Consider the following 19393-nt stretch of genomic DNA (forward strand, 5'->3'; position numbering starts at 1 on the left):
ATCAGTCCACCGTCACGTAGTCGGGGCCGGAGTAGCGGCCGGTGGCCAGCTTCTGGCGCTGCATCAGCAGGTCGTTCAGGAGCGAGGAGGCGCCGAAGCGGAACCAGTGGTTGTCCAGCCAGTCCTCGCCCACGGTCTCGTTGACCAGGACCAGGAACTTGATCGCGTCCTTGCTGGTGCGGATGCCGCCCGCCGGCTTCACGCCGACCTGGACGCCGGTCTGCGCCCGGAAGTCGCGGACCGCCTCCAGCATCAACAGGGTGTTCGCGGGGGTCGCGTTGACGGCGACCTTGCCGGTCGAGGTCTTGATGAAGTCGGCGCCGGCGAGCATCCCGAGCCAGCTGGCCCGGCGGATGTTGTCGTACGTCGACAGCTCGCCGGTCTCGAAGATGACCTTCAGGCGGGCGTCGCCGCCGCAGGCCTCCTTCACGGCGACGATCTCGTCGTACACCTTGAGGTACTTGCCCGCGAGGAACGCCCCGCGGTCGATGACCATGTCCACCTCGTCGGCGCCGGCGGCGACGGCGTCGCGCACGTCGGCGAGCTTCACCTCCAGCGCGGCGCGGCCCGCGGGGAAGGCGGTGGCGACCGAGGCGACCTTCACGCCGGAGCCGGCGACGGCCTGCTTGGCGACGGCCACCATGTCGGGGTAGACGCAGACCGCGGCCGTGGCGGGCGCCGTGCGGTCGGTCGGGTCGGGCAGGACCGCCTTGGCGCCGAGCGCCCGGACCTTGCCCGGGGTGTCCGCGCCTTCCAGCGTCGTCAGGTCGACCATCGAGATGGCGAGGTCGATCGCGTACGCCTTCGCGGTGGTCTTGATGGAACGGGTGCCTAGCGAGGCGGCGCGCGCCTCCAGGCCGACCGCGTCGACGCCGGGCAGCCCGTGCAGGAAGCGGCGCAGCGTGCTGTCGGACGCGGTGACGTCGGCGAGAGCGTTGGCTGTGGGTGCGGTAGTGGGCATGGTCACCAGACGAGCATATCTACGCGCGTAGCGGCTGTACAGCCTCGGCGGTGACCGGCGGCCCACCGCGGGCGGGCGGAACGGCGCGCGGAGGCGGTCGGGCCGGCCGCGGGGCGCTGAGGCAGAATCGGGCGCATGACGACCCCCGACCACGAGTCACCCGAGCCGCAGTCCCCGGTCCCCGCCGTCCCTGCCGTCAAGGACCGGATCTACCGGTCGCCCGCGGGCATGGCCGGCGGGGTGCTGCTGCTCGCCCTCATGGGATGGCTCGGCATCGACGCGCTCGTCGTCGGCGAGGGCCGCGTCCCCTGGCTGGCGCTCGCCTCGCTGCTCCTCGGCGTCCCGCTGGTGGTCGCCTTCACGCTGCGGCCCGCCGTGTTCGCGGACCCCGAGCGGCTGCGGGTGCGCAACCCCTTCCGGGTCGTCGTGCTGCCCTGGGGCCAGGTCGTCTCGCTGCGGTCCGGCTTCTCCAACGAGGCCGTCACCGCGGACGGCGACAAGTACCAGCTGTGGGCCGTCCCGGTGTCCCTGCGCGCCCGCAAGCGCGCCTCGCGCAAGGAGGCGCGGGTGCGGGCCGAGGCCGCGGCCGGGCGTGAGGGACGCGCTACGAGGGGTGGGCGCGGCGCCGTGCTCCCGGAGGTGCCCGAGGGCCCCCTGCGGGCGGAGACCGACAAGGTGATGGACGAGCTGCGCCACCTGCACGCGGACCACGAGAAGACCGCGGGACCCGCACCGGCCGGGCCGGACGGGGTCACCGTGCGGTGGGCCTGGGAGATCCTGGGCCCGGCGCTCGCGGGTGCGGTGCTCCTGGTGATCCTCATCGCCGTCGGCTGAGCGGGCGGCGGCGCGCTCAGGGGGCGCTCGTCCACACCAGGGACATGTAGGCGCCGCAGTACGCGCCGCCCAGCACCGCCGCTGCAAGCGCCAGCGCCAGGAAGCGCCGCGAGGCCCGGTGCAGGTGCAGGGCCACGGGCAGCAGCAGCGGGAAGCCGGGCAGCAGGAAGCGGGCCCGCGGGAAGTACACCCCGCCGCTGCCCAGCACGATCACCAGCAGCACCCCGGTGAACACCAGCAGCGCCACCGGCTGCCGGTCCGCCAGCGACAGCCCGTACAGCACCACCGACACCAGCAGCGTCACCGTCACCACCACGAGGAACAGCTCCGGCGTCGAGTCCCGCCCCAGCAGCTCCCGGAACCGGCGCAGGGTCTCCGCCCCGCCGTCCCACTCGTTGTGCCACAGCCGCTGTACGGCGAAGTAGCCGTCCCAGCGGTGCAGGCGCAGCCCCACCCAGCCGACGTACGCGCACCAGCCGAGCGGGGCGAGGAACACCGCGGCCAGGGCCCGCGGCGGGACCGGCCGCCCGCGCAGGGCGAGCAGCGCCGCCACGGCGACCGCGGCGGCCACCGCGACGCCGGTCGGCCGGGTGAGCCCGGCCAGCGACGCCAGCACCCCGGCCGTGATCCAGCACCGCGCGAGCACCGCGTACAGCGCCCAGGCCGCGCACGCCGTGAACAGCGACTCGGTGTACCCCATCCACTGCACGAGCCCGACCGGCAGCGCCGCCCACAGCACGGTCAGCAGCACCCCCGTGCGCCGGCCGTGCAGGCGGTCGCCGACGGCGAAGATCCCCCACGCGGCGGCGAACGAGGCGGCGACCGCGAGGCACAGGCCCGTCGTGGCCCGGCTGCCCGGGGTGACCGCCGCGACCGCCTTGACCAGCACCGGATACAGCGGGAAGAACGCCAGGTTGTTCGCGTCGAACGCGGTGCCCAGGGTGCGGGCGTACCCGTGGTCGGCGATCCCCAGGTACCAGTCGGCGTCCCAGTGGGTCGCCAGGATCGGCCAGACGCCGTGGTGGCGCCGGTGCGCCCAGACGGTGAGGAACAGCAGCCCCGTGAGCCGCACCGCGAGGTACGCCAGCAGGGCGGGCGCCGCGTACGCCGGGCCCGGCCGGTACGCGCGCGGAGCGGCCGGGGCGGGGGACCGGCGCCGGGTGCCCGGGACGCCTGCGCCGCGGGCGGTGTCGGGGAGGGTGGAGGTCACGGCGGCGGCTCCGGGCACGGACTCGGTGGGCGGACGGTCGTACCGGTCCACCGTTGCCCGCCCGGAGCGACCCCGCGCGCAGCGTGCGTCGGCTGTCGCGGGGGATTCACCCGATGGAGTGCCACGACGTGGGCCGCGCGGCACCCGTGCGGGGGACGGTCCGTGCGCCCCCCGGGACCTCAGATGCCGGCCGCCGCCGACAGGTCCCGCTTGATCGCCGCGAGGAGTTCCGTGGCCCGGGTGCGGGCCGCCGGGAGGGCGGCGTGGGCGTCGACCGGGACGACCACCTCCAGGTAGCACTTCAGCTTCGGCTCGGTGCCGCTGGGGCGGACCACCACCCGGGCGCCGTCGAGCGTGTAGCGCAGGCCGTCGGTCGGCGGCAGGGTCTGCGTGCCCCGCTCGAGGTCCTCCGCGCGGGTGACGGGCAGGCCCGCCAGCTGCGTCGGCGGGTGCTCGCGCAGCCGGCGCATGGCGTCGGCGATGACCGACAGGTCCTGCACCCGCACCGACAGCTGGTCGGTGGCGTGCAGCCCGTGCTCCACGGCGAGGTCGTCCAGCAGGTCCACGAGGGTGCGGCCCCCGGCCTTCAGGACGGAGGCGAGCTCGGTGACGAGCAGGGCGGCGGTGATGCCGTCCTTGTCGCGCACCCCCTCGGGGTCCACGCAGTAGCCGAGTGCCTCCTCGTAGCCGTAGCGCAGGCCGTCGACGCGGGCGATCCACTTGAAGCCCGTCAGGGTCTCCTCGTAGGGCAGGCCCGCCTTCTCGGCGATCCGGCCGAGCAGGGAGGAGGAGACGATCGACTCGGCGAAGGTGCCGCGCGCGCCGCGGGCCACCAGGTGCGCGCCGAGCAGCGCGCCCACCTCGTCGCCGCGCAGCATGCGCCAGGCGCCGCCGTCCTCGACGGCCACGGCGCAGCGGTCGGCGTCCGGGTCGTTGGCGATCACCAGGTCCGGGTCGGTCTCCCGCGCCCTGGCGAAGGCGAGGTCCATCGCGCCGGGCTCCTCCGGGTTGGGGAAGGCCACGGTCGGGAACAGCGGGTCGGGCTCGGCCTGCTCGGCGACCAGCACGGGCGCGGGGAACCCGGCCCGGGCGAACGCGGCGAGCAGGACGTCCTTGCCGACCCCGTGCATCGCCGTGTACACGGTGCGGGCGGTGCGCGGCGAGCCGGGCGACAGCACGGCGTCGGTGCGCGCGAGGTACGCCTCCAGCACGGAGTCGTCCAGCGTCAGCCAGCCCCCGTCGGGGCGCGGAACGTCGGCGAGGGCGGCGATCGCGTCGATCTCCGCGGCGATGCCGGCGTCGGCGGGCGGGACGATCTGGGAGCCGTCGCCCAGGTAGACCTTGTAGCCGTTGTCGCGCGGCGGGTTGTGGCTGGCGGTGACCTCCACGCCGGCGACCGCGCCGAGGTGCCGTATGGCGAACGCGAGCACCGGGGTCGGCAGCGGGCGGGGCAGGACGGCCGCGCGCAGGCCCGCGCCGGTCATCACGGCGGCGGTGTCGCGGGCGAAGTCCGCGGACTTGTGGCGGGCGTCGTAGCCGATGACGACCAGGCCGGCGTCGGCGCCGCCGTGGGGGGTGCCGTTCTTCTTGAGGTACGCGGCCAGGCCCGCGGCGGCGCGGATGACGACCGAGCGGTTCATGCGCATCGGGCCGGCGCCCAGCTCGCCGCGCAGCCCGGCGGTGCCGAACTGCAGGGTGCCGGCGAAGCGGGCGGCGAGCTCGGCGGTGTCACCGGACGCGAGGAGGGCGGCCAGCTCGTCGCGGGTCTCGGGGTCCGGGTCCTCGGCGAGCCACGCCCGGGCCCGGGAGGTCAGGTCGTCGTGCACGTCGGGTCAGCCTCTCGTGTGGGGTGCGGTGGGCCGTGGGGGCCCGTCGTTCGGACCGTCCGGGACCAGGGGGCCGGGCGGGCCCCCCGGCGCTCCGGCTACAGGCGGCCGAGCAGCTGGGCCAGCAGGGAGCCCATGCGGGTGGCGCTGTCGCGGCCCGCCTGGAGGACCTCCTCGTGGTTCAGCGGCTCCCCGGTCATCCCGGCGGCGAGGTTGGTGACCAGCGAGATCCCCAGCACCTCGGCCCCGGCCTCCCGCGCCGCGATGGCCTCGAGCACCGTCGACATGCCCACCAGGTCGGCCCCGATGACCCGCGCCATCCGGATCTCGGCCGGCGTCTCGTAGTGCGGGCCGGGGAACTGGGCGTACACGCCCTCCTCCAGCGTCGGGTCGATCTCCTTGCACAGCGCGCGCAGCCGCGGCGAGTACAGGTCGGTCAGGTCCACGAAGTTCGCCCCGACGATCGGCGAGGTCGCCGTCAGGTTGATGTGGTCGCTGATCAGGACGGGCTGCCCGGGACGCATGCCCTCGCGCAGACCGCCGCAGCCGTTGGTCAGCACGATCGTCTTGCAGCCGGCGGACACCGCGGTGCGCACCCCGTGCGCGACCGCCGCGACGCCCCGGCCCTCGTAGAAGTGCGTACGGCCGAGGAAGACCAGCGCCCGCTTGTCGCCGATGCGGTACGAGCGGATCTTGCCCCCGTGGCCCTCCACCGCCGGCGGCGGGAAGCCGGGCAGCTCGGTGACCTGGAGCTCGGCGTCGGGGGCGCCCAGGGCGTCCACCGCCGGGGCCCAGCCGGAGCCCATCACGAGGGCGACGTCGTGGGTCTCGGCGCCCGTCAGTGCGCGCAGGCGCGCGGCGGCGGCGTCGGCGGCCGCGAGGGGGTCGCCCTGGATGTCGTCCGGGAGAAGAGATGCGTTCACGCCGATGAGGGTAGCCGGTCCCGGCCTACGCGCGTAGATGACAGAGCGCACGGGAAGGCGATCGTTGTCTTGTCGTTTCCAACGAGCGTCAGCAGGGGCGCTTGCGCAGCTCCATCACGTAGTCGTACGGCGCTCCCGCCGACTCCGCCGCGTCGGCGAGCTCCCCGAGGTAGCGGGCCGAGGGCAGGCCGCCCTCGTAGCCGTCGAGGACGTACGCCCACGCGTTCTCCTCGCCCTCCAGCGTGTGCGCCCGCACCCGGACCCGGCGGTATATCCCGAGGCCCACGCCCTCCCAGCGGTCCAGCGAGTCCTCGTCCATCGGGGCGATGTCGTACAGCGCCACGAAGACCTGGGACACCGGGTCCTCGACGAGCGTCGCCAGCGCGCCCTCCCAGCCCATGTGCTCGCCGCCGAAGGTGAGCCGCCAGCCGCTCAGCCAGCCGGTGGCGCGCAGCGGCGAGTGCGGGGCGCGGCGCGTCATCAGCCGGGCGTCGAGATTGCCGGCGTACGCGGCGTAGAGCGACATGCGACGAGGGTACGGCAGCGGCCCGCGCGCCACCCGCGTCCCAGCGGCCCCCGGTGACCCGCCCGGCGCCCCCGGGCGGAAGCACCTTGAAGCGTGCGGGACAATGGGGTACGTGACTCGGATCGTGATCATCGGTGGCGGACCCGGCGGCTACGAAGCGGCGCTGGTGGCCGCTCAGCTCGGCGCGGAGGTGACCGTCGTGGACTGCGACGGTCTGGGCGGGGCGTCGGTGCTGACCGACTGCGTGCCGTCGAAGACCCTGATCGCCACGGCCGAGGTGATGACCACCTTCGACTCCTCCTACGAGGAGCTGGGCATCATCGTCGCCGACGACACCCCGCCGCTGGAGCAGGCGGCCCGGGTGGTCGGCGTGGACCTGGGCAAGGTCAACCGCCGGGTCAAGCGCCTCGCGCTCGCCCAGTCGCACGACATCACCGCCTCCGTCACCCGCGCCGGCGCCCGGGTGCTGCGCGGCCGCGGCCGGCTGGAGGGCATGCAGTCCCTCGACGGCTCCCGCAAGGTCGTCGTCACCGCCGCCGACGGCACCGAGGAGACCCTCACCGCCGACGCCGTGCTGCTCGCCACCGGCGGTCACCCGCGCGAGCTGCCCGACGCCCAGCCGGACGGCGAGCGCATCCTCAACTGGACCCAGGTCTACGACCTCACCGAGCTGCCCGACGAGCTGATCGTGGTCGGCTCCGGCGTGACCGGCGCCGAGTTCGCCGGCGCCTACCAGGCCCTCGGCTCCAAGGTCACCCTCGTCTCCTCCCGCGACCGGGTGCTGCCCGGCGAGGACCCGGACGCCGCCGCCGTCCTGGAGGACGTCTTCCGCCGCCGCGGGATGAACGTCATGGCCCGCTCCCGTGCCCAGTCCGCCAAGCGCGTCGGGGACCGGGTGGAGGTCACCCTCGCCGACGGCCGGGTCATCACCGGCAGCCACTGCCTCATGGCCGTCGGCGCCATCCCCAACAGCGAGGGGCTGGGCCTGGAGGAGGCCGGCGTCAAGGTGCGCGAGTCGGGCCACATCTGGACCGACAAGGTCTCCCGCACGACCGCGCCGGGCGTGTACGCCGCCGGTGACGTGACCGGTGTGTTCGCCCTCGCGTCCGTCGCCGCCATGCAGGGCCGCATCGCCATGTACCACTTCCTGGGCGACGCGGTGGCCCCGCTGAACCTCAAGACGGTCTCCTCCAACGTCTTCACCGACCCCGAGATCGCCACCGTCGGCTACACCCAGGCGGACGTGGACGGGGGCAAGATCGACGCCCGGGTGGTCAAGCTGCCGCTGCTGCGCAACCCGCGCGCCAAGATGCAGGGCATCCGCGACGGCTTCGTCAAGATCTTCTGCCGTCCGGGCACCGGCATCGTGGTCGGCGGCGTGGTCGTGGCGCCCCGCGCCTCGGAACTGATCCACCCCATCTCGATCGCCGTCGACAACAACCTGACGGTCGAACAGATCGCGAACGCCTTCACCGTGTACCCGTCCCTTTCCGGCTCGATCGCGGAAGTGGCACGGCAGTTGCACACCCGGAAGACGGCCGGCGAGGTCTGACCGCGCCACCGGCTCCCCCGCAGGTCGGCGGGGGCCGACCGTGACGCGCGGGGCCCGGGAGGGGTGCGGCAGGGGTACGACAGGGGTAATTCGACCCCTATACCACTTCCCGCCCCACCGTGCGAACAACTTCTGTTATTCGGCGCAAAGAGCTGAAAGCAGACGGTCGCCCGCGTTACTGTCAGTTTCGTGTTCGCTGCAGAACGTCGCCAATTGATCCTCGAAATGGTGCGCGCGAACGGGGCCGTGTCGCTCCGGGAGCTCGCCCGCGTCGTCCAGACCTCCGAAGTGACCGTACGGCGGGACGTGCGCGCACTGGAGGCAGAAGGACTCCTCGACCGCCGGCACGGCGGTGCGGTACTGCCGGGCGGGTTCACGCGGGAGTCCGGCTTTCCGCAGAAGTCCCATCTCGCGACCGCCGAGAAGACGGCCATCGCCGACCTCGCCGCCACCTTCGTCGAAGAGGGCGAGGCCATCGTGGTCGGGGCGGGGACCACCACCCAGGAACTCGCGCGCCGGCTGGCCCGTGTCCCCGGGCTGACGGTCGTCACCAACTCCCTGCTGGTGGCCCAGGCCCTGGCCCACGCCAACCGCGTCGAGGTCGTGATGACCGGCGGCACCCTGCGCGGCTCCAACTACGCCCTCGTCGGCAGCGGGGCCGAACAGTCCCTGCAGGGACTGCGGGTGTCCCGGGCCTTCCTCTCGGGCAGCGGTCTGACCGCCGAGCGCGGCCTGTCCACGTCCAACATGCTCTCCTCCTCGGTCGACCGCGCGCTCGTGCAGGCCGCCGCGGAGGTCGTGGTCCTCGCCGACCACACCAAGCTGGGCACCGACACCATGTTCCAGACCGTGCCGACGGACCTCATCACCCGCCTGGTGACGGACGAACCCCCGGCGCACGACGACCGGGCCCAGACCGAACTCCAGGCCCTGGCCGACCAGGGCGTCCAGATCGCCGTGGCGGGGGCGACCCCGTCGGGAAACGGCAGCCCGGGCGGTGATAGCGGCCCGGCGACCCGCCGGCACCACCAGGACGTGCCCGTGCCCGCGCCACGACGCGGCCCGGGGCTCCGCGCCGCCACCGCCCTGGGCGACCGGGACCGCGACCAGCCGGCCCCCCAGGAACGGGCCCGCGTCGCGGACATGCGCCGCCGCTGACCCCGCCGGGAGGACGCCGGACGTCCGGACGGCGCCCCCGAACGCACGGTTCCCCGCGCCCTGGTGGGGACGCGGGGAACCGTGGACGGGGTGCGGGCGGGTCAGTCCGCGATCTCGCAGATCGCCGCGCCCGACGTCACCGAGGCGCCGATCTCGGCGCTGAGGCCCTTGATGGTGCCGCTCTTGTGGGCGTTGAGGGGCTGCTCCATCTTCATGGCCTCCAGGACGACCACCAGGTCGCCCTCCTTGACCTCCTGGCCCTCCTCCACGGCCACCTTGACGATGGTGCCCTGCATGGGGGAGGCGAGGGTGTCGCCGGAGGCGACGGGGCCGGACTTCTTCGCCGCGCGGCGCTTGGGCTTGGCGCCGGCCGCCAGACCCGTGCGGGCCAGGCTCATGCCCAGCGAGGACGGGAGGGAGACCTCCAGGCGCTTGCCGCCGACCTCGACGACGACCGTCTCACGGCCGGCCGCCTCCTCGTCCGCCTCGGCGTCGGCCGGGGCGGTGAAGGGCTTGATGTCGTTGACGAACTCGGTCTCGATCCACCGGGTGTGGACCGTGAACGGGTCCTGCGAACCGGTCAGTTCCGGCGCGAAGGCCGGGTCGCGGACCACCGTGCGGTGGAACGGGATGGCGGTGGCCATGCCCTCGACCTGGAACTCGTCCAGCGCCCGGGCCGCCCGCTCCAGGGCCTCCTTGCGGGTGCGGCCGCTGACGATCAGCTTGGCCAGCAGGGAGTCCCACGCCGGGCCGATCACACTGCCGGACTCCACGCCCGCGTCCAGGCGCACGCCCGGACCGGTCGGGGCCTCGAACCGGGTGACCGTGCCGGGGGCGGGCAGGAAGTTGCGGCCCGGGTCCTCGCCGTTGATGCGGAACTCGAAGGAGTGGCCGCGCAGTTCGGGGTCGCCGTAGCCGAGCTCCTCGCCGTCGGCGATGCGGAACATCTCGCGCACCAGGTCGATGCCGGCGACCTCCTCGGTCACCGGGTGCTCGACCTGGAGGCGGGTGTTGACCTCCAGGAAGGAGATCGTGCCGTCCTGGCCGACGAGGAACTCGCAGGTGCCCGCGCCCTCGTAGTGGGCCTCCTTCAGGATCGCCTTGGAGGCGCGGTACAGCTCCGCGACCTGCTCCTCGCTCAGGAACGGCGCGGGCGCCTCCTCGACGAGCTTCTGGTGGCGGCGCTGCAGCGAGCAGTCACGGGTGGAGACGACGACCACGTTGCCGTGCTTGTCGGCGAGGCACTGGGTCTCCACGTGCCGGGGGCGGTCCAGGTAGCGCTCCACGAAGCACTCGCCGCGGCCGAACGCGGCCACCGCCTCGCGCACCGCGGAGTCGTAGAGCTCCGGGACCTCCTCCAGGGTGCGGGCGACCTTCAGGCCGCGGCCGCCGCCGCCGAAGGCGGCCTTGATGGCGATGGGCAGGCCGTGCTCCTTGGCGAAGGCGACGACCTCCTCCGCGCCGGAGACCGGGTCGGGGGTGCCGGCGACCAGCGGTGCGCCGGCGCGCTGGGCGATGTGCCGGGCGGCGACCTTGTCGCCGAGGTCGCGGATGGCCTGCGGGGGCGGGCCGATCCAGATCAGGCCCGCGTCCAGTACCGCCTGGGCGAACTCGGCGTTCTCCGAAAGGAAGCCGTAGCCCGGATGGACGGCGTCCGCGCCGGATTCCCGGGCGGCGTCCAGGATCTTGTCGATCACCAGATAGCTGGTCGCGGGAGTGTCACCGCCCAGGGCGAACGCCTCATCCGCGGCGCGGACATGCAGAGCGTCCCGGTCCGGGTCGGCGTAGACGGCCACGCTCGCGATACCGGCATCCCGGCAGGCCCGGGCCACGCGGACTGCGATTTCGCCACGGTTGGCGATGAGCACCTTGCGCACGATTGAGGCTCCCTCCTTGAAACAAGCCGAGTTTAGGGACTGCCGACACGGCACTACGAGTCGTCCCCAAAGGTGAGCTTGCCCACACGGAGCGTGATGCGAGGCTCGCTCGACCCCCGAAATCCCTTGTAGTACGGCGATACGCAGGACTCCTCGGGGGAAACCCTAGCCTCCCCGTGTGGCCAAGGTCTCTGTGAGAGCGTGCTGCGGCACACTCTGTTTCTTTGTGGAGTCCCTACGAATGGCCCAATGATTCTTTGCCCGCGCCGCAAGTCTTGTCCCCCGGTTTACCCGTTAGTAGCGTTCACGCTGTCTCGAACGTACTTGGGGTAACAGGAGTTCTGCTCGAAGGGCGCCGGAGGGCGCGGACGGCTCGGAAGTGGGTGGGGACCGGTGGTGCGCAGGCCGGTGGCGTGGATCGTGGCGGTCGTCCTCCTGGTGGAGGCGGTCGGCATCGCCGCGGTGAACTGGTTCCTCGGAGTGGTCGTCGACCGCCAGGACATGTCCCTGGCCGGCCTCGACCCGGACACCATGTCGACGTCGTCCAAGATCGGCGGCGTGGTCTTCGGCCTCTACTTCGCCGCCTGCGGAGTCGTCGCCCTGCTCGTCGCGGTCCGCGACCGCCCGCCGGCCGGCCTCGGGCGGGTCCTGCTGGTCAGCGCCGCCGTGGTGCACGCCCTGCTCGGCGCCTTCGCCTGGGGCCTGATGGGCTGGCCCGCGTTCCTGTACATGGTCGTCGTCCTGGCGCTGATCGTGCTGCTCCTGATGACGTACGACCGTCCGGCGGCCGGAGCGGCCCGGGGCGGCCCCACGGGGCCCCAGGACGCGCCCGCGGGCCCCGAGGGCCCCCGGGGCGACGGGGGCTCCCCGGTCAGTCCTCCGCCGGCGCCCACAACTCCGTGATGCCGGTGCCCAGCTGCGCCAGCAGCCTGCGCAGCAGGGGCAGGCTGAGCCCGATCACGTTGCCGTGGTCGCCGTCGATGCGGTCGACGAACGGCGCCGACCGGCCGTCGAGGGTGAACGCCCCGGCGACGTGGAGGGGTTCGCCCGAGGCGACGTAGGCGGCGATCTCCTCGTCCGTGGGGTCGCCGAAGTGCACGACCGTGGACGCGGTGGCGGAGGCGTACCGCCCGCTCGCCGTGTCGTAGACGCAGTGCCCGGTCTGCAGGGTGCCCGCGCGGCCGCGCATCGCCTTCCAGCGGGCGGTCGCCTCCTCGGCGTCGGCGGGCTTGCCGAGCGCCTGGCCGTCCAGGTCCAGCACCGAGTCGCAGCCGATCACCAGCGCGCCCTTCACGTCCGGGCGGGCCGCCACGACGGACGCCTTGGCCTCGGCCAGGGCCAGGGCCAGCTCGGCGGGGCTCGGGGCGCTGACGGCGTCCTCGTCGACCCCGCTGACGATCACCTCGGGAGCGAAACCGGCCTGGCGCAGCAGGCCCAGCCGGGCGGGGGACTGGGAGGCGAGCACGAGTCGCCTGCGGTGCATCTCGGTCATGCGATCAGGTTAGTCAGGGTCGGCCGTCCGGCTCACCTGAGACCGATCACGATCATGATCAGGAACATGGCCAGGGCCATGAGCAGGCCGAGCCGCCGAAGCATGTCCTGCATGTCGCGCAGTTCCTTCGGCGGCTCGTCGTCGCGGTCTTGCCACAGCATTCCCCCAGCGTGCCCCCTCCGGGCGGGGCCGCGCCTGAGTACGCGTACTCAGCTTGCCGGGGGAACCGGGACCGTCCCTCCTCGCCTTGTCTAGGGCCTGTCGTTTGGATCATTCCGGCGTCGCGGGGTCCGGCACGCGCATCTGCGGCGTTGTCGTCGGTTTCCCCCACTCTCGGCTTCGCTCGAGCGGGAGGGGCCCCCATCGCTCCGCGTCGCCGCCCTCCTCCGCCTTGCAGCTGCACGCACCAGACCCCGCTCGGGTCGGCGACAAGGCGCCGTGGGCCGGGCCGGACTGATCCAAACGACAGGCCCTAGCCCGGCCAGTACGTGCGGCTCCACGAGGTGGGGCCGGGGCGGGGGACGCGGCGGTGGGCGATGCGGGACGGGTCGGACCACGCCGCCCTCGGGGGCTCCGCGCCGCTCGGCTGTGCCGCAGCCGCGGCGGCGCGGGCCCGGACCACCGCCAGGGCGGCGGCGAGCTCCTCGGGGGTCGGGTTGCCCCGGACGACCTTGATGGTCACAGCGACTCCTTAGAGGGGGATGTTGCCGTGCTTCTTGGGGGGCAGGGACGCGCGTTTGGTGCGCAGCTGGCGCAGGCCGCGCACGACCTGGCGGCGCGTGTCGGACGGCATGATCACGGCGTCCACGTAGCCGCGCTCGGCCGCGACGTAGGGGTTGAGGAGGGTGTCCTCGTACTCCTGGATCAGCCGGGCCCGCACCGCCTCGACGTCCTCGCCGTTCGCCTCGGCCTCGGCGAGGGTGCGCCGGTGCAGGATGTTGACGGCGCCCTGGGCGCCCATGACGGCGATCTGGGCGGTGGGCCAGGCCAGGTTGAGGTCGGCGCCCAGGTGCTTGGAGCCCATCACGTCGTAGGCCCCGCCGAAGGCCTTGCGGGTGATCACGGTGATCAGCGGGACGGTGGCCTCGGCGTAGGCGTAGATCAGCTTGGCGCCGCGGCGGATGATGCCGTCGTGCTCCTGGCCGACGCCGGGCAGGAAGCCGGGCACGTCGACGAAGGTCAGCACGGGAATGTTGAACGCGTCGCAGGTGCGCACGAACCGGGCGGCCTTCTCCGACGCGGTGATGTCCAGGCAGCCGGCGAACTGCATCGGCTGGTTGGCGACCACGCCGACCGGCTGGCCCTCCACCCGGCCGAAGCCGGTCAGGATGTTCGGCGCGAACAGCGGCTGGGTCTCGAAGAACTCGGCGTCGTCCAGGACGTGTTCGACCACCGTGTGCATGTCGTACGGCTGGTTCGCGCTGTCGGGCACCAGGGTGTCCAGCTCGCGGTCCTCGTCGGTGACCGACAGGTCGGCCTCCTCGGGGAAGACCGGCGCCTCGGAGAGGTTGTTGGACGGCAGGTAGCTCAGCAGCTGCTTGACGTACTCGATGGCGTCCTTCTCGTCGCCCGCCATGTGGTGGGCCACGCCGGAGACCGCGTTGTGGGTGCGCGCCCCGCCCAGCTCCTCGAAGCCGACGTCCTCACCGGTGACGGTCTTGATGACGTCGGGGCCGGTGATGAACATGTGGGACGTCTGGTCGACCATCACCGTGAAGTCGGTGATCGCGGGGGAGTACACCGCGCCGCCCGCGCACGGACCGACGACCAGGCTGATCTGGGGGATCACACCCGAGGCGTGGGTGTTGCGGCGGAAGATCTCGCCGTACGCGCCCAGCGAGGCCACGCCCTCCTGGATGCGGGCGCCGCCGGAGTCGTTGATGCCGATGACCGGGCAGCCGGTCTTCAGCGCGAAGTCCATGACCTTGACGATCTTCTGGCCGTAGACCTCGCCCAGCGCGCCGCCGAAGACGGTGAAGTCCTGCGAGAACACGGCCACCGGGCGGCCGTCGACGGTGCCGTAGCCGGTGACCACGCCGTCGCCGTAGGGCCGGTTGCTGTCCAGGCCGAAGTGGGTGGAGCGGTGCTGGGCGAACTCGTCCAGCTCCACGAACGAACCCTCGTCCAGGAGGAGTTCGATGCGCTCACGGGCCGTCAGTTTGCCCTTGGCGTGCTGCTTCTCGACGGCGCGTGCGGAGCCGGCGTGCGTCGCCTCCTCGATCCGGCGCTGGAGGTCCGCGAGCTTGCCCGCGGTCGTGTGGATGTCGATCCCTTGGATCTCGTGACGCTCTTCCGGCTCGGACATCGGGATGCGGCTCCCTGCCTGCTCAAAAGGGGGGACGGTTACTCATCCGTAGCGTAGTGGGGGCCCTCCGGATCGGCAGTGCGGCGTTTACCACACCTAGGGTGGCTTGCATGACGCCGCGAGATGCAGCAGACGCGAACAGCAGCCGGTGGTCCGACCTCGAACGCCCGCCCCTCGGCGTGACGGCCCTGCGCCGGGGCCTCGTCCGCGAGGGCGGGCTGTGGTCCGGCATCGAGGTGGTCCAGCGCACCGGGTCCACCAACAGCGACCTGGTGGCGCGGGTCGCGGCCGGGACGGCGGCCGAGGGCGCGGTCCTGGTCGCCGAGGAGCAGACGGCGGGCCGGGGCCGCCTGGACCGCCGGTGGTCGGCACCGGCCCGCTCGGGGCTGTTCTTCTCCGTGTACCTGCGCCCGGCCGAGGTGCCGGTGGCCCGCTGGGGCTGGCTGCCGCTGCTGACCGGCGTCGCCGTCGCCACGGGCCTGTCCCGGGCGGCCGGCGTCGACACGGCCCTGAAGTGGCCCAACGACCTGCTGGTGACCGTCGGCGACGAGGAGCGCAAGGCCGGCGGCATCCTCGCGGAGCGGGCCGGCCCCGACGGGGTGGTCGTCGGCGTCGGCGTGAACGTCTCCCTGCGCGCCGAGGAACTGCCCGTGCCGCAGGCCGGCTCCCTCGCGCTGGCCGGAGCGGTCACCACGGACCGGGACCCGCTGCTGCGGGCGGTCCTGCGGTCCCTGGAGGACTGGTACGGGCGCTGGCGCGCGGCGGACGGCGACCCCGGCCCCAGCGGCGTGCAGGAGACGTACGCGGCGGGCTGCGCGACGCTGGGCCGTGCGGTGCGGGCGGAGCTGCCCGGGGACCGGTCGGTGGTCGGCGAGGCGATCGCGGTCGACGGCGACGGCCGCCTGGTCCTGGCGACGCCGGACGGCCTGCGGGAGCCGGTCGGCGCCGGCGACATCGTGCACCTGCGGCCGGCCTAGGCGGCGGAGAGGATGAGGGGAGGGCGAGTCTGAACGCGATCGTCGCCCGCCCCGTACCCGACAGCGGGCCACGGGCCCCGGTCCGGCTCCCGGAGTGAGCTGGCGCACACCTGCCGTAGAGTTGAGGCCGGTCGATACCTGACCGCGGTAGATCGGAAGGGCAGCAGGCGTGACCGTCGACGACACGGGCTCGGGCGCGGACGCGCAGCCCGGCGACGCGGGCGAGGACCCGCTCGCGCTGCGCCTCGAACAGCTCATCCTGGGCGCCGAGCGCCGCTACACCCCGTTCCAGGCCGCGCGCAGCGCCGGCGTCTCCATGGAACTGGCGTCCCGCTTCTGGCGGGCCATGGGCTTCGCCGACATCGGCCAGGCCCGGGCCCTCACCGAGGCCGACGTCCTGGCCCTGCGCCGGCTCGCCGGCCTCGTCGAGGCGGGGCTGCTCAGCGAGGCCATGGCGGTGCAGGTGGCGCGGTCCACGGGGCAGACCACCGCCCGGTTGGCGGAATGGCAGATCGATTCGTTCCTGGAGGGTCTGACCGAGCCCCCCGAGCCGGGCATGACCCGCACCGAGGTGACGTACCCGATCGTCGAGCTGCTCCTGCCCGAGCTGGAGGAGTTCCTGGTCTACGTCTGGCGCCGCCAGCTCGCCGCCTCGGCAGGCCGGGTCGTGCAGACCGGCGACGACGAGGAGATGGTCGACCGGCGCCTGGCCGTCGGCTTCGCCGACCTCGTCGGGTTCACCCGGCTGACCCGCCGGATGGAGGAGGAGGAGCTGGGCGAGCTGGTCGAGGCGTTCGAGACCACGGCCGCCGACCTCGTCGCCGCGCGGGGCGGGCGCCTGATCAAGACCCTCGGCGACGAGGTGCTCTACGCCGCCGACGACGCCGGCACGGCCGCCGAGATCGGCCTGCGGCTCATCGAGACGATGGCGAACGACGAGACGATGCCCGAGCTGCGCGTCGGGATGGCGTTCGGCACGGTCACCACCCGGATGGGCGACGTCTTCGGGACCACCGTGAACCTCGCCTCCCGGCTCACCTCGATAGCGCCCCGGGACGCCGTGCTGGTCGACAGCGCCTTCGCGGAGGAGCTGATCCGCACCGGGGAGGCGCCCACCTCGGAGGCCGAGGCGGCCGAGGAGGCGGCGGCCGCCGAGAAGGAGGGCGAGGAGCCGCCCACGTACCGCTTCGCGCTCCGCCCGATGTGGCAGCGCCCGGTGCGTGGCCTCGGCGTGGTCGAGCCCTGGCTGCTCAGCCGACGGGAAGCCGACCCGGAGTAGCCGCGCCCGGGAGCAGCGGCGCGTCCAGCAGGTCCACGCACAGCCCGATGAGCGGCACGCACAGGCCGGGCTGCCGGGGTGTGGGCGGCGCGGGAGCGGGCGGTGCGGTGCTGGGCGGGGGTGCCGGGGCCGTGGTCGTCGGCGGCACGGGGGCACGGGTGGTCGGGGCGGGGTCGACCGGTGGGGTGCCGGGCGCGGTGGGTGGTGTCCGGTGCGGGGCGGGAGCCCCGGGGCGTGCGGCCGCGCTGCTCCCCGGGACCACGGCGACGGAGGCCGTTCTGCCGCCGTCTGCGGCCGCCGCGTCCGGTGTGGCACCGGCCGGCGGTGTCGTGGCCGTGGGGGATGCGGTGGGCCGGGCGGCGACGGTGGCGTTGCCGGCGCGGTCGGGGGCGGCGGGGGTGCCCGAGCGGTGGTCGGTACGGGGTTCGGCCTCCGCCGTGCCGATTCCGCCGACCCCGGACTCGGGAGCGAGCCGCACGAGGCTCAGCACGCCGACGGCCACGAGCAGCCCACCGACCGCGAGCAACGCCTTCCGGTGCCGGGGCCGCCGGTGCCGCCCACGACCACCGGGTGCGTCCGCCGGGGCGGGGGTGGCGGCGCGGGCGCGGGTGGCTGTCGCCGCTCGGGGGGTTGCCTGGGTGGGGGGCGTTGGCGTGCTGCTTCTACGACTGCCCGCGGCGGGTGCCTTCGGCTGGGGCGGGGTGGCGCTCGTCCGTACGGTGTCTGCCGGTGGTTGCGTCTGGCCCCGGGTGTCGCCCGCTGAGGTGGTGTTCGTGGCGGTCGGGCGCCGGGCCACTGTCTTCTGGGGGGCCGTGCTCGCCGGGGCCGTGCCCTGGGCGGGAGCCGACGGGTGCGGTGCTGGTGTCGTCGGCTGGGTCGGGGCGTGGCCTGTCGGTGGGGTGCTCTGGGCGCCGGTTGGGGTGCGGTCCGCCGAAGTGGTGTCCCTGGGCGCTGGGTGGGGGGCCAGCGCCTTCCGGGGGGTTGTCGCCGCTGGGGCTGTGCCCCTGGCCATGGCCATCGGGTGCGGTGCCGGAGTCGTCGGCGGGTGCGGGGCCACTGTCTCCTGTGGGGCCACGGTCTGCGGGGTCGTGCCCTCGGTGCGGGGTCTCGGGTCCGGCGTCTCCGCCTCGGTCGGGGCGTTCGCCGACGCGGTGTCCCCGGGCGTCGGGCGCCGGGCCTCCGTTCCCTGGACCGCCCTGGCTATGGCGGCCGCCGTCGGCCCCGTGCCCCCGTTCCCCGTCGCTCCGGTGGCCGCCCCCGGGCCCCCGCCCCCGGCCGGCTGTTCCGTCGGCGTCGGTGAGGGCGTGGTGGCCCGCGTCGTCGTGGTCGATGTCGTGGCCGTCGTGTGTGCCGGCGTGTTCGTCATCGTGTTCCCTCCCCGATGCGTTCGCGCCCCCGCGCCCCCCACAGGTCCTGTGCGCCGTGGCGGACGCACGCTATGCGCTCGTGTGGGTGAAGGGTGGGCGTCAGGGGGGTTTGTCACCCGAACGGGTAGTCGGTCCCGGGTTCCGGGAGCGACCGGCGTGTCGGTCTGCTCTTTCCCCCGACGGGCCGGGCTGCGATGATCGGGCGAGCGGATCAGTTAACCGGCGTTAACCAGGAGGGTGTCATGAGCGAGGAGCGGTTCGGGGAGTTCGTCCTGGTGCGGCGGCACGAGGACGGGCACGTGGCGGAACTGGCCCTGGATCGGCCGAAGGCCATGAACGCCGTCTCGTCCGGGATGGCCCGCGCGATCGCCGGCGCGTGCACGGCGCTGGGCGAGGACCGGGACGTACGGGTGGTGGTGCTGACGTCGACGCACGAACGGGCGTTCTGCGTGGGCGCCGACCTGAAGGAGCGCAACTCCCTCAGCGACGCGGAGCTGCTGCGGCAGCGGCCGGTGTCGCGCGGGGCGTACACCGGGGTGCTGGAGCTGCCCGTGCCGGTGATCGCGGCGGTGCACGGGTACGCGCTCGGCGGCGGGTTCGAGCTGGCCCTGTCGTGCGACGTGATCGTGGCCGACCGCACGGCCGTGGTGGGCCTGCCGGAGGTGTCGGTGGGTGTGCTCCCCGGCGGCGGCGGGACCCAGCTGCTGCCGCGGCGGGTCGGCGCGGCCCGGGCGGCGGAGCTGGTGTTCACCGCGCGCCGGGTGGAGGCGGCCGAGGCGCGGGAGCTGGGGCTGGTGGACGTGCTGGTGGACGAGGGCCGGGACCGGGAGGAGGCGCTGGCGATGGCCGCCCGCATCGCGGGGAACTCACCCGTCGGCGTGCGTGCGGCCAAGCGCGCCCTGCGCCTCGGCCAGGGCCTCGACCTGCGGGCCGGCCTGGAGGTGGAGGACGCGGCCTGGCGCACGGTGGCGTTCTCGGGCGACCGCGCGGAGGGTGTCGCGGCGTTCAACGAGAAGCGCAAGCCGCAGTGGCCGGGGGAGTAGGGGGACCGCTCCCGACACTCCGCGGGTGAGAGGGCCCGCGGCTGGTCCGAGCGCCACGTCTGC

At 73.9% G+C, this 19393-nt stretch carries 18 protein-coding genes; 7 read left to right on the plus strand and 11 right to left on the minus strand.

Annotation, left to right across the window (positions count from 1 at the left end; translation table 11 throughout):
• Position 1: 1 nt before the first annotated feature.
• Complete coding sequence (deoC, locus tag E4U91_RS21740; RefSeq protein ID WP_174867841.1) at positions 2–967, minus strand: deoxyribose-phosphate aldolase; 966 nt, start codon at positions 965–967, stop codon at positions 2–4.
• A 129-nt stretch (positions 968–1096) separates the two neighbouring features.
• Between deoC and E4U91_RS21745 the strand changes: the two genes are divergently transcribed.
• Positions 1097–1795, plus strand: coding sequence for a PH domain-containing protein (locus tag E4U91_RS21745; protein WP_137308381.1), 699 nt, complete (start codon positions 1097–1099; stop codon positions 1793–1795).
• A 16-nt stretch (positions 1796–1811) separates the two neighbouring features.
• Here E4U91_RS21745 and E4U91_RS21750 read toward each other — a convergent pair whose 3' ends face one another.
• From E4U91_RS21750 to E4U91_RS21765, 4 genes are all read right to left on the minus strand, one after another.
• Positions 1812–3005, minus strand: a complete 1194-nt coding sequence (locus tag E4U91_RS21750; protein ID WP_404765839.1) for a hypothetical protein — start codon at positions 3003–3005, stop codon at positions 1812–1814.
• Positions 3006–3184: 179 nt separating this feature from the next.
• Positions 3185–4831, minus strand: coding sequence for a phospho-sugar mutase (locus E4U91_RS21755; RefSeq protein ID WP_137308382.1), 1647 nt, complete (start codon positions 4829–4831; stop codon positions 3185–3187).
• A 98-nt stretch (positions 4832–4929) separates the two neighbouring features.
• Complete coding sequence (locus E4U91_RS21760) at positions 4930–5754, minus strand: purine-nucleoside phosphorylase (protein WP_137308383.1); 825 nt, start codon at positions 5752–5754, stop codon at positions 4930–4932.
• A gap of 88 nt (positions 5755–5842) precedes the next feature.
• Entirely contained in the window at positions 5843–6280 is a 438-nt protein-coding gene (locus tag E4U91_RS21765; RefSeq protein WP_137308384.1) for a gamma-glutamylcyclotransferase family protein, read from the minus strand.
• A 103-nt stretch (positions 6281–6383) separates the two neighbouring features.
• Between E4U91_RS21765 and E4U91_RS21770 the strand changes: the two genes are divergently transcribed.
• Both E4U91_RS21770 and E4U91_RS21775 read left to right on the plus strand, forming a co-directional pair.
• Positions 6384–7832, plus strand: coding sequence for an NAD(P)H-quinone dehydrogenase (locus E4U91_RS21770; RefSeq protein WP_067239958.1), 1449 nt, complete (start codon positions 6384–6386; stop codon positions 7830–7832).
• A gap of 213 nt (positions 7833–8045) precedes the next feature.
• Complete coding sequence (locus tag E4U91_RS21775; protein WP_277755334.1) at positions 8046–8990, plus strand: DeoR/GlpR family DNA-binding transcription regulator; 945 nt, start codon at positions 8046–8048, stop codon at positions 8988–8990.
• A gap of 101 nt (positions 8991–9091) precedes the next feature.
• Here the strand turns inward: E4U91_RS21775 and E4U91_RS21780 are convergent, their stop codons facing one another.
• Positions 9092–10867, minus strand: coding sequence for an acetyl/propionyl/methylcrotonyl-CoA carboxylase subunit alpha (locus E4U91_RS21780; protein WP_137308386.1), 1776 nt, complete (start codon positions 10865–10867; stop codon positions 9092–9094).
• Positions 10868–11260: 393 nt separating this feature from the next.
• Here E4U91_RS21780 and E4U91_RS21785 point away from each other — a divergent pair, with 393 nt between their 5' ends.
• Complete coding sequence (locus tag E4U91_RS21785; RefSeq protein ID WP_137308387.1) at positions 11261–11770, plus strand: hypothetical protein; 510 nt, start codon at positions 11261–11263, stop codon at positions 11768–11770.
• On the opposite strand, the gene E4U91_RS21790 is transcribed toward E4U91_RS21785, so the two are convergent.
• From E4U91_RS21790 to E4U91_RS21805, 4 genes are all read right to left on the minus strand, one after another.
• Positions 11739–12359, minus strand: coding sequence for a Maf family protein (locus E4U91_RS21790; protein WP_137308388.1), 621 nt, complete (start codon positions 12357–12359; stop codon positions 11739–11741). The genes E4U91_RS21785 and E4U91_RS21790 overlap by 32 nt on opposite strands.
• A 32-nt stretch (positions 12360–12391) precedes the next feature.
• Positions 12392–12520, minus strand: coding sequence for a morphogenic membrane protein MmpB (mmpB, locus tag E4U91_RS39615; protein WP_266806231.1), 129 nt, complete (start codon positions 12518–12520; stop codon positions 12392–12394).
• Positions 12521–12831: 311 nt separating this feature from the next.
• A complete protein-coding gene (locus E4U91_RS21800; protein ID WP_067239946.1) occupies positions 12832–13041 on the minus strand; it encodes an acyl-CoA carboxylase subunit epsilon in 210 nt (69 codons plus the stop codon).
• Positions 13042–13050: 9 nt separating this feature from the next.
• Positions 13051–14664 (minus strand): acyl-CoA carboxylase subunit beta, encoded by a 1614-nt coding sequence (locus E4U91_RS21805; RefSeq protein ID WP_137308390.1) that lies wholly within the window; start codon positions 14662–14664, stop codon positions 13051–13053.
• 110 nt (positions 14665–14774) lie between these two features.
• On the opposite strand from E4U91_RS21805, the gene E4U91_RS21810 reads away from it, so the two are divergent.
• Positions 14775–15641 (plus strand): biotin--[acetyl-CoA-carboxylase] ligase, encoded by an 867-nt coding sequence (locus E4U91_RS21810; RefSeq protein WP_137308391.1) that lies wholly within the window; start codon positions 14775–14777, stop codon positions 15639–15641.
• Between the two features lie 169 nt (positions 15642–15810).
• A complete protein-coding gene (locus E4U91_RS21815; RefSeq protein ID WP_067239942.1) occupies positions 15811–16920 on the plus strand; it encodes an adenylate/guanylate cyclase domain-containing protein in 1110 nt (369 codons plus the stop codon).
• Here the strand turns inward: E4U91_RS21815 and E4U91_RS21820 are convergent.
• Positions 16892–17446, minus strand: coding sequence for a hypothetical protein (locus E4U91_RS21820; protein WP_137308392.1), 555 nt, complete (start codon positions 17444–17446; stop codon positions 16892–16894). The two genes, E4U91_RS21815 and E4U91_RS21820, sit on opposite strands and share 29 nt — an antisense overlap.
• 1083 nt (positions 17447–18529) lie before the next feature.
• Here E4U91_RS21820 and E4U91_RS21825 point away from each other — a divergent pair.
• On the plus strand, positions 18530–19330 hold the full coding sequence (locus tag E4U91_RS21825; protein WP_137308393.1) for an enoyl-CoA hydratase/isomerase family protein: 801 nt from the start codon (positions 18530–18532) through the stop codon (positions 19328–19330).
• Positions 19331–19393: the final 63 nt, after the last annotated feature.

The sequence above is a fragment of the Streptomyces lasalocidi genome (genome assembly GCF_005280215.1).
GTDB lineage: Bacteria > Actinomycetota > Actinomycetes > Streptomycetales > Streptomycetaceae > Streptomyces > Streptomyces longwoodensis.

Excerpts from the sequence above, each read along its gene's own strand:
- E4U91_RS21745 (WP_137308381.1), top strand. The coding sequence starts at position 1,097 with ATGACGACCCCCGACCACGAGTCACCCGAGCCGCAGTCCCCGGTCCCC.
- E4U91_RS21765 (WP_137308384.1), bottom strand. The coding sequence starts at position 6,280 with ATGTCGCTCTACGCCGCGTACGCCGGCAATCTCGACGCCCGGCTGATG.
- E4U91_RS21770 (WP_067239958.1), top strand. The coding sequence starts at position 6,384 with ATGGGGTACGTGACTCGGATCGTGATCATCGGTGGCGGACCCGGCGGC.
- E4U91_RS21790 (WP_137308388.1), bottom strand. The coding sequence starts at position 12,359 with ATGACCGAGATGCACCGCAGGCGACTCGTGCTCGCCTCCCAGTCCCCC.
- mmpB (WP_266806231.1), bottom strand. The coding sequence starts at position 12,520 with ATGCTGTGGCAAGACCGCGACGACGAGCCGCCGAAGGAACTGCGCGAC.
- E4U91_RS21805 (WP_137308390.1), bottom strand. The coding sequence starts at position 14,664 with ATGTCCGAGCCGGAAGAGCGTCACGAGATCCAAGGGATCGACATCCAC.
- E4U91_RS21810 (WP_137308391.1), top strand. The coding sequence starts at position 14,775 with ATGACGCCGCGAGATGCAGCAGACGCGAACAGCAGCCGGTGGTCCGAC.
- E4U91_RS21825 (WP_137308393.1), top strand. The coding sequence starts at position 18,530 with ATGAGCGAGGAGCGGTTCGGGGAGTTCGTCCTGGTGCGGCGGCACGAG.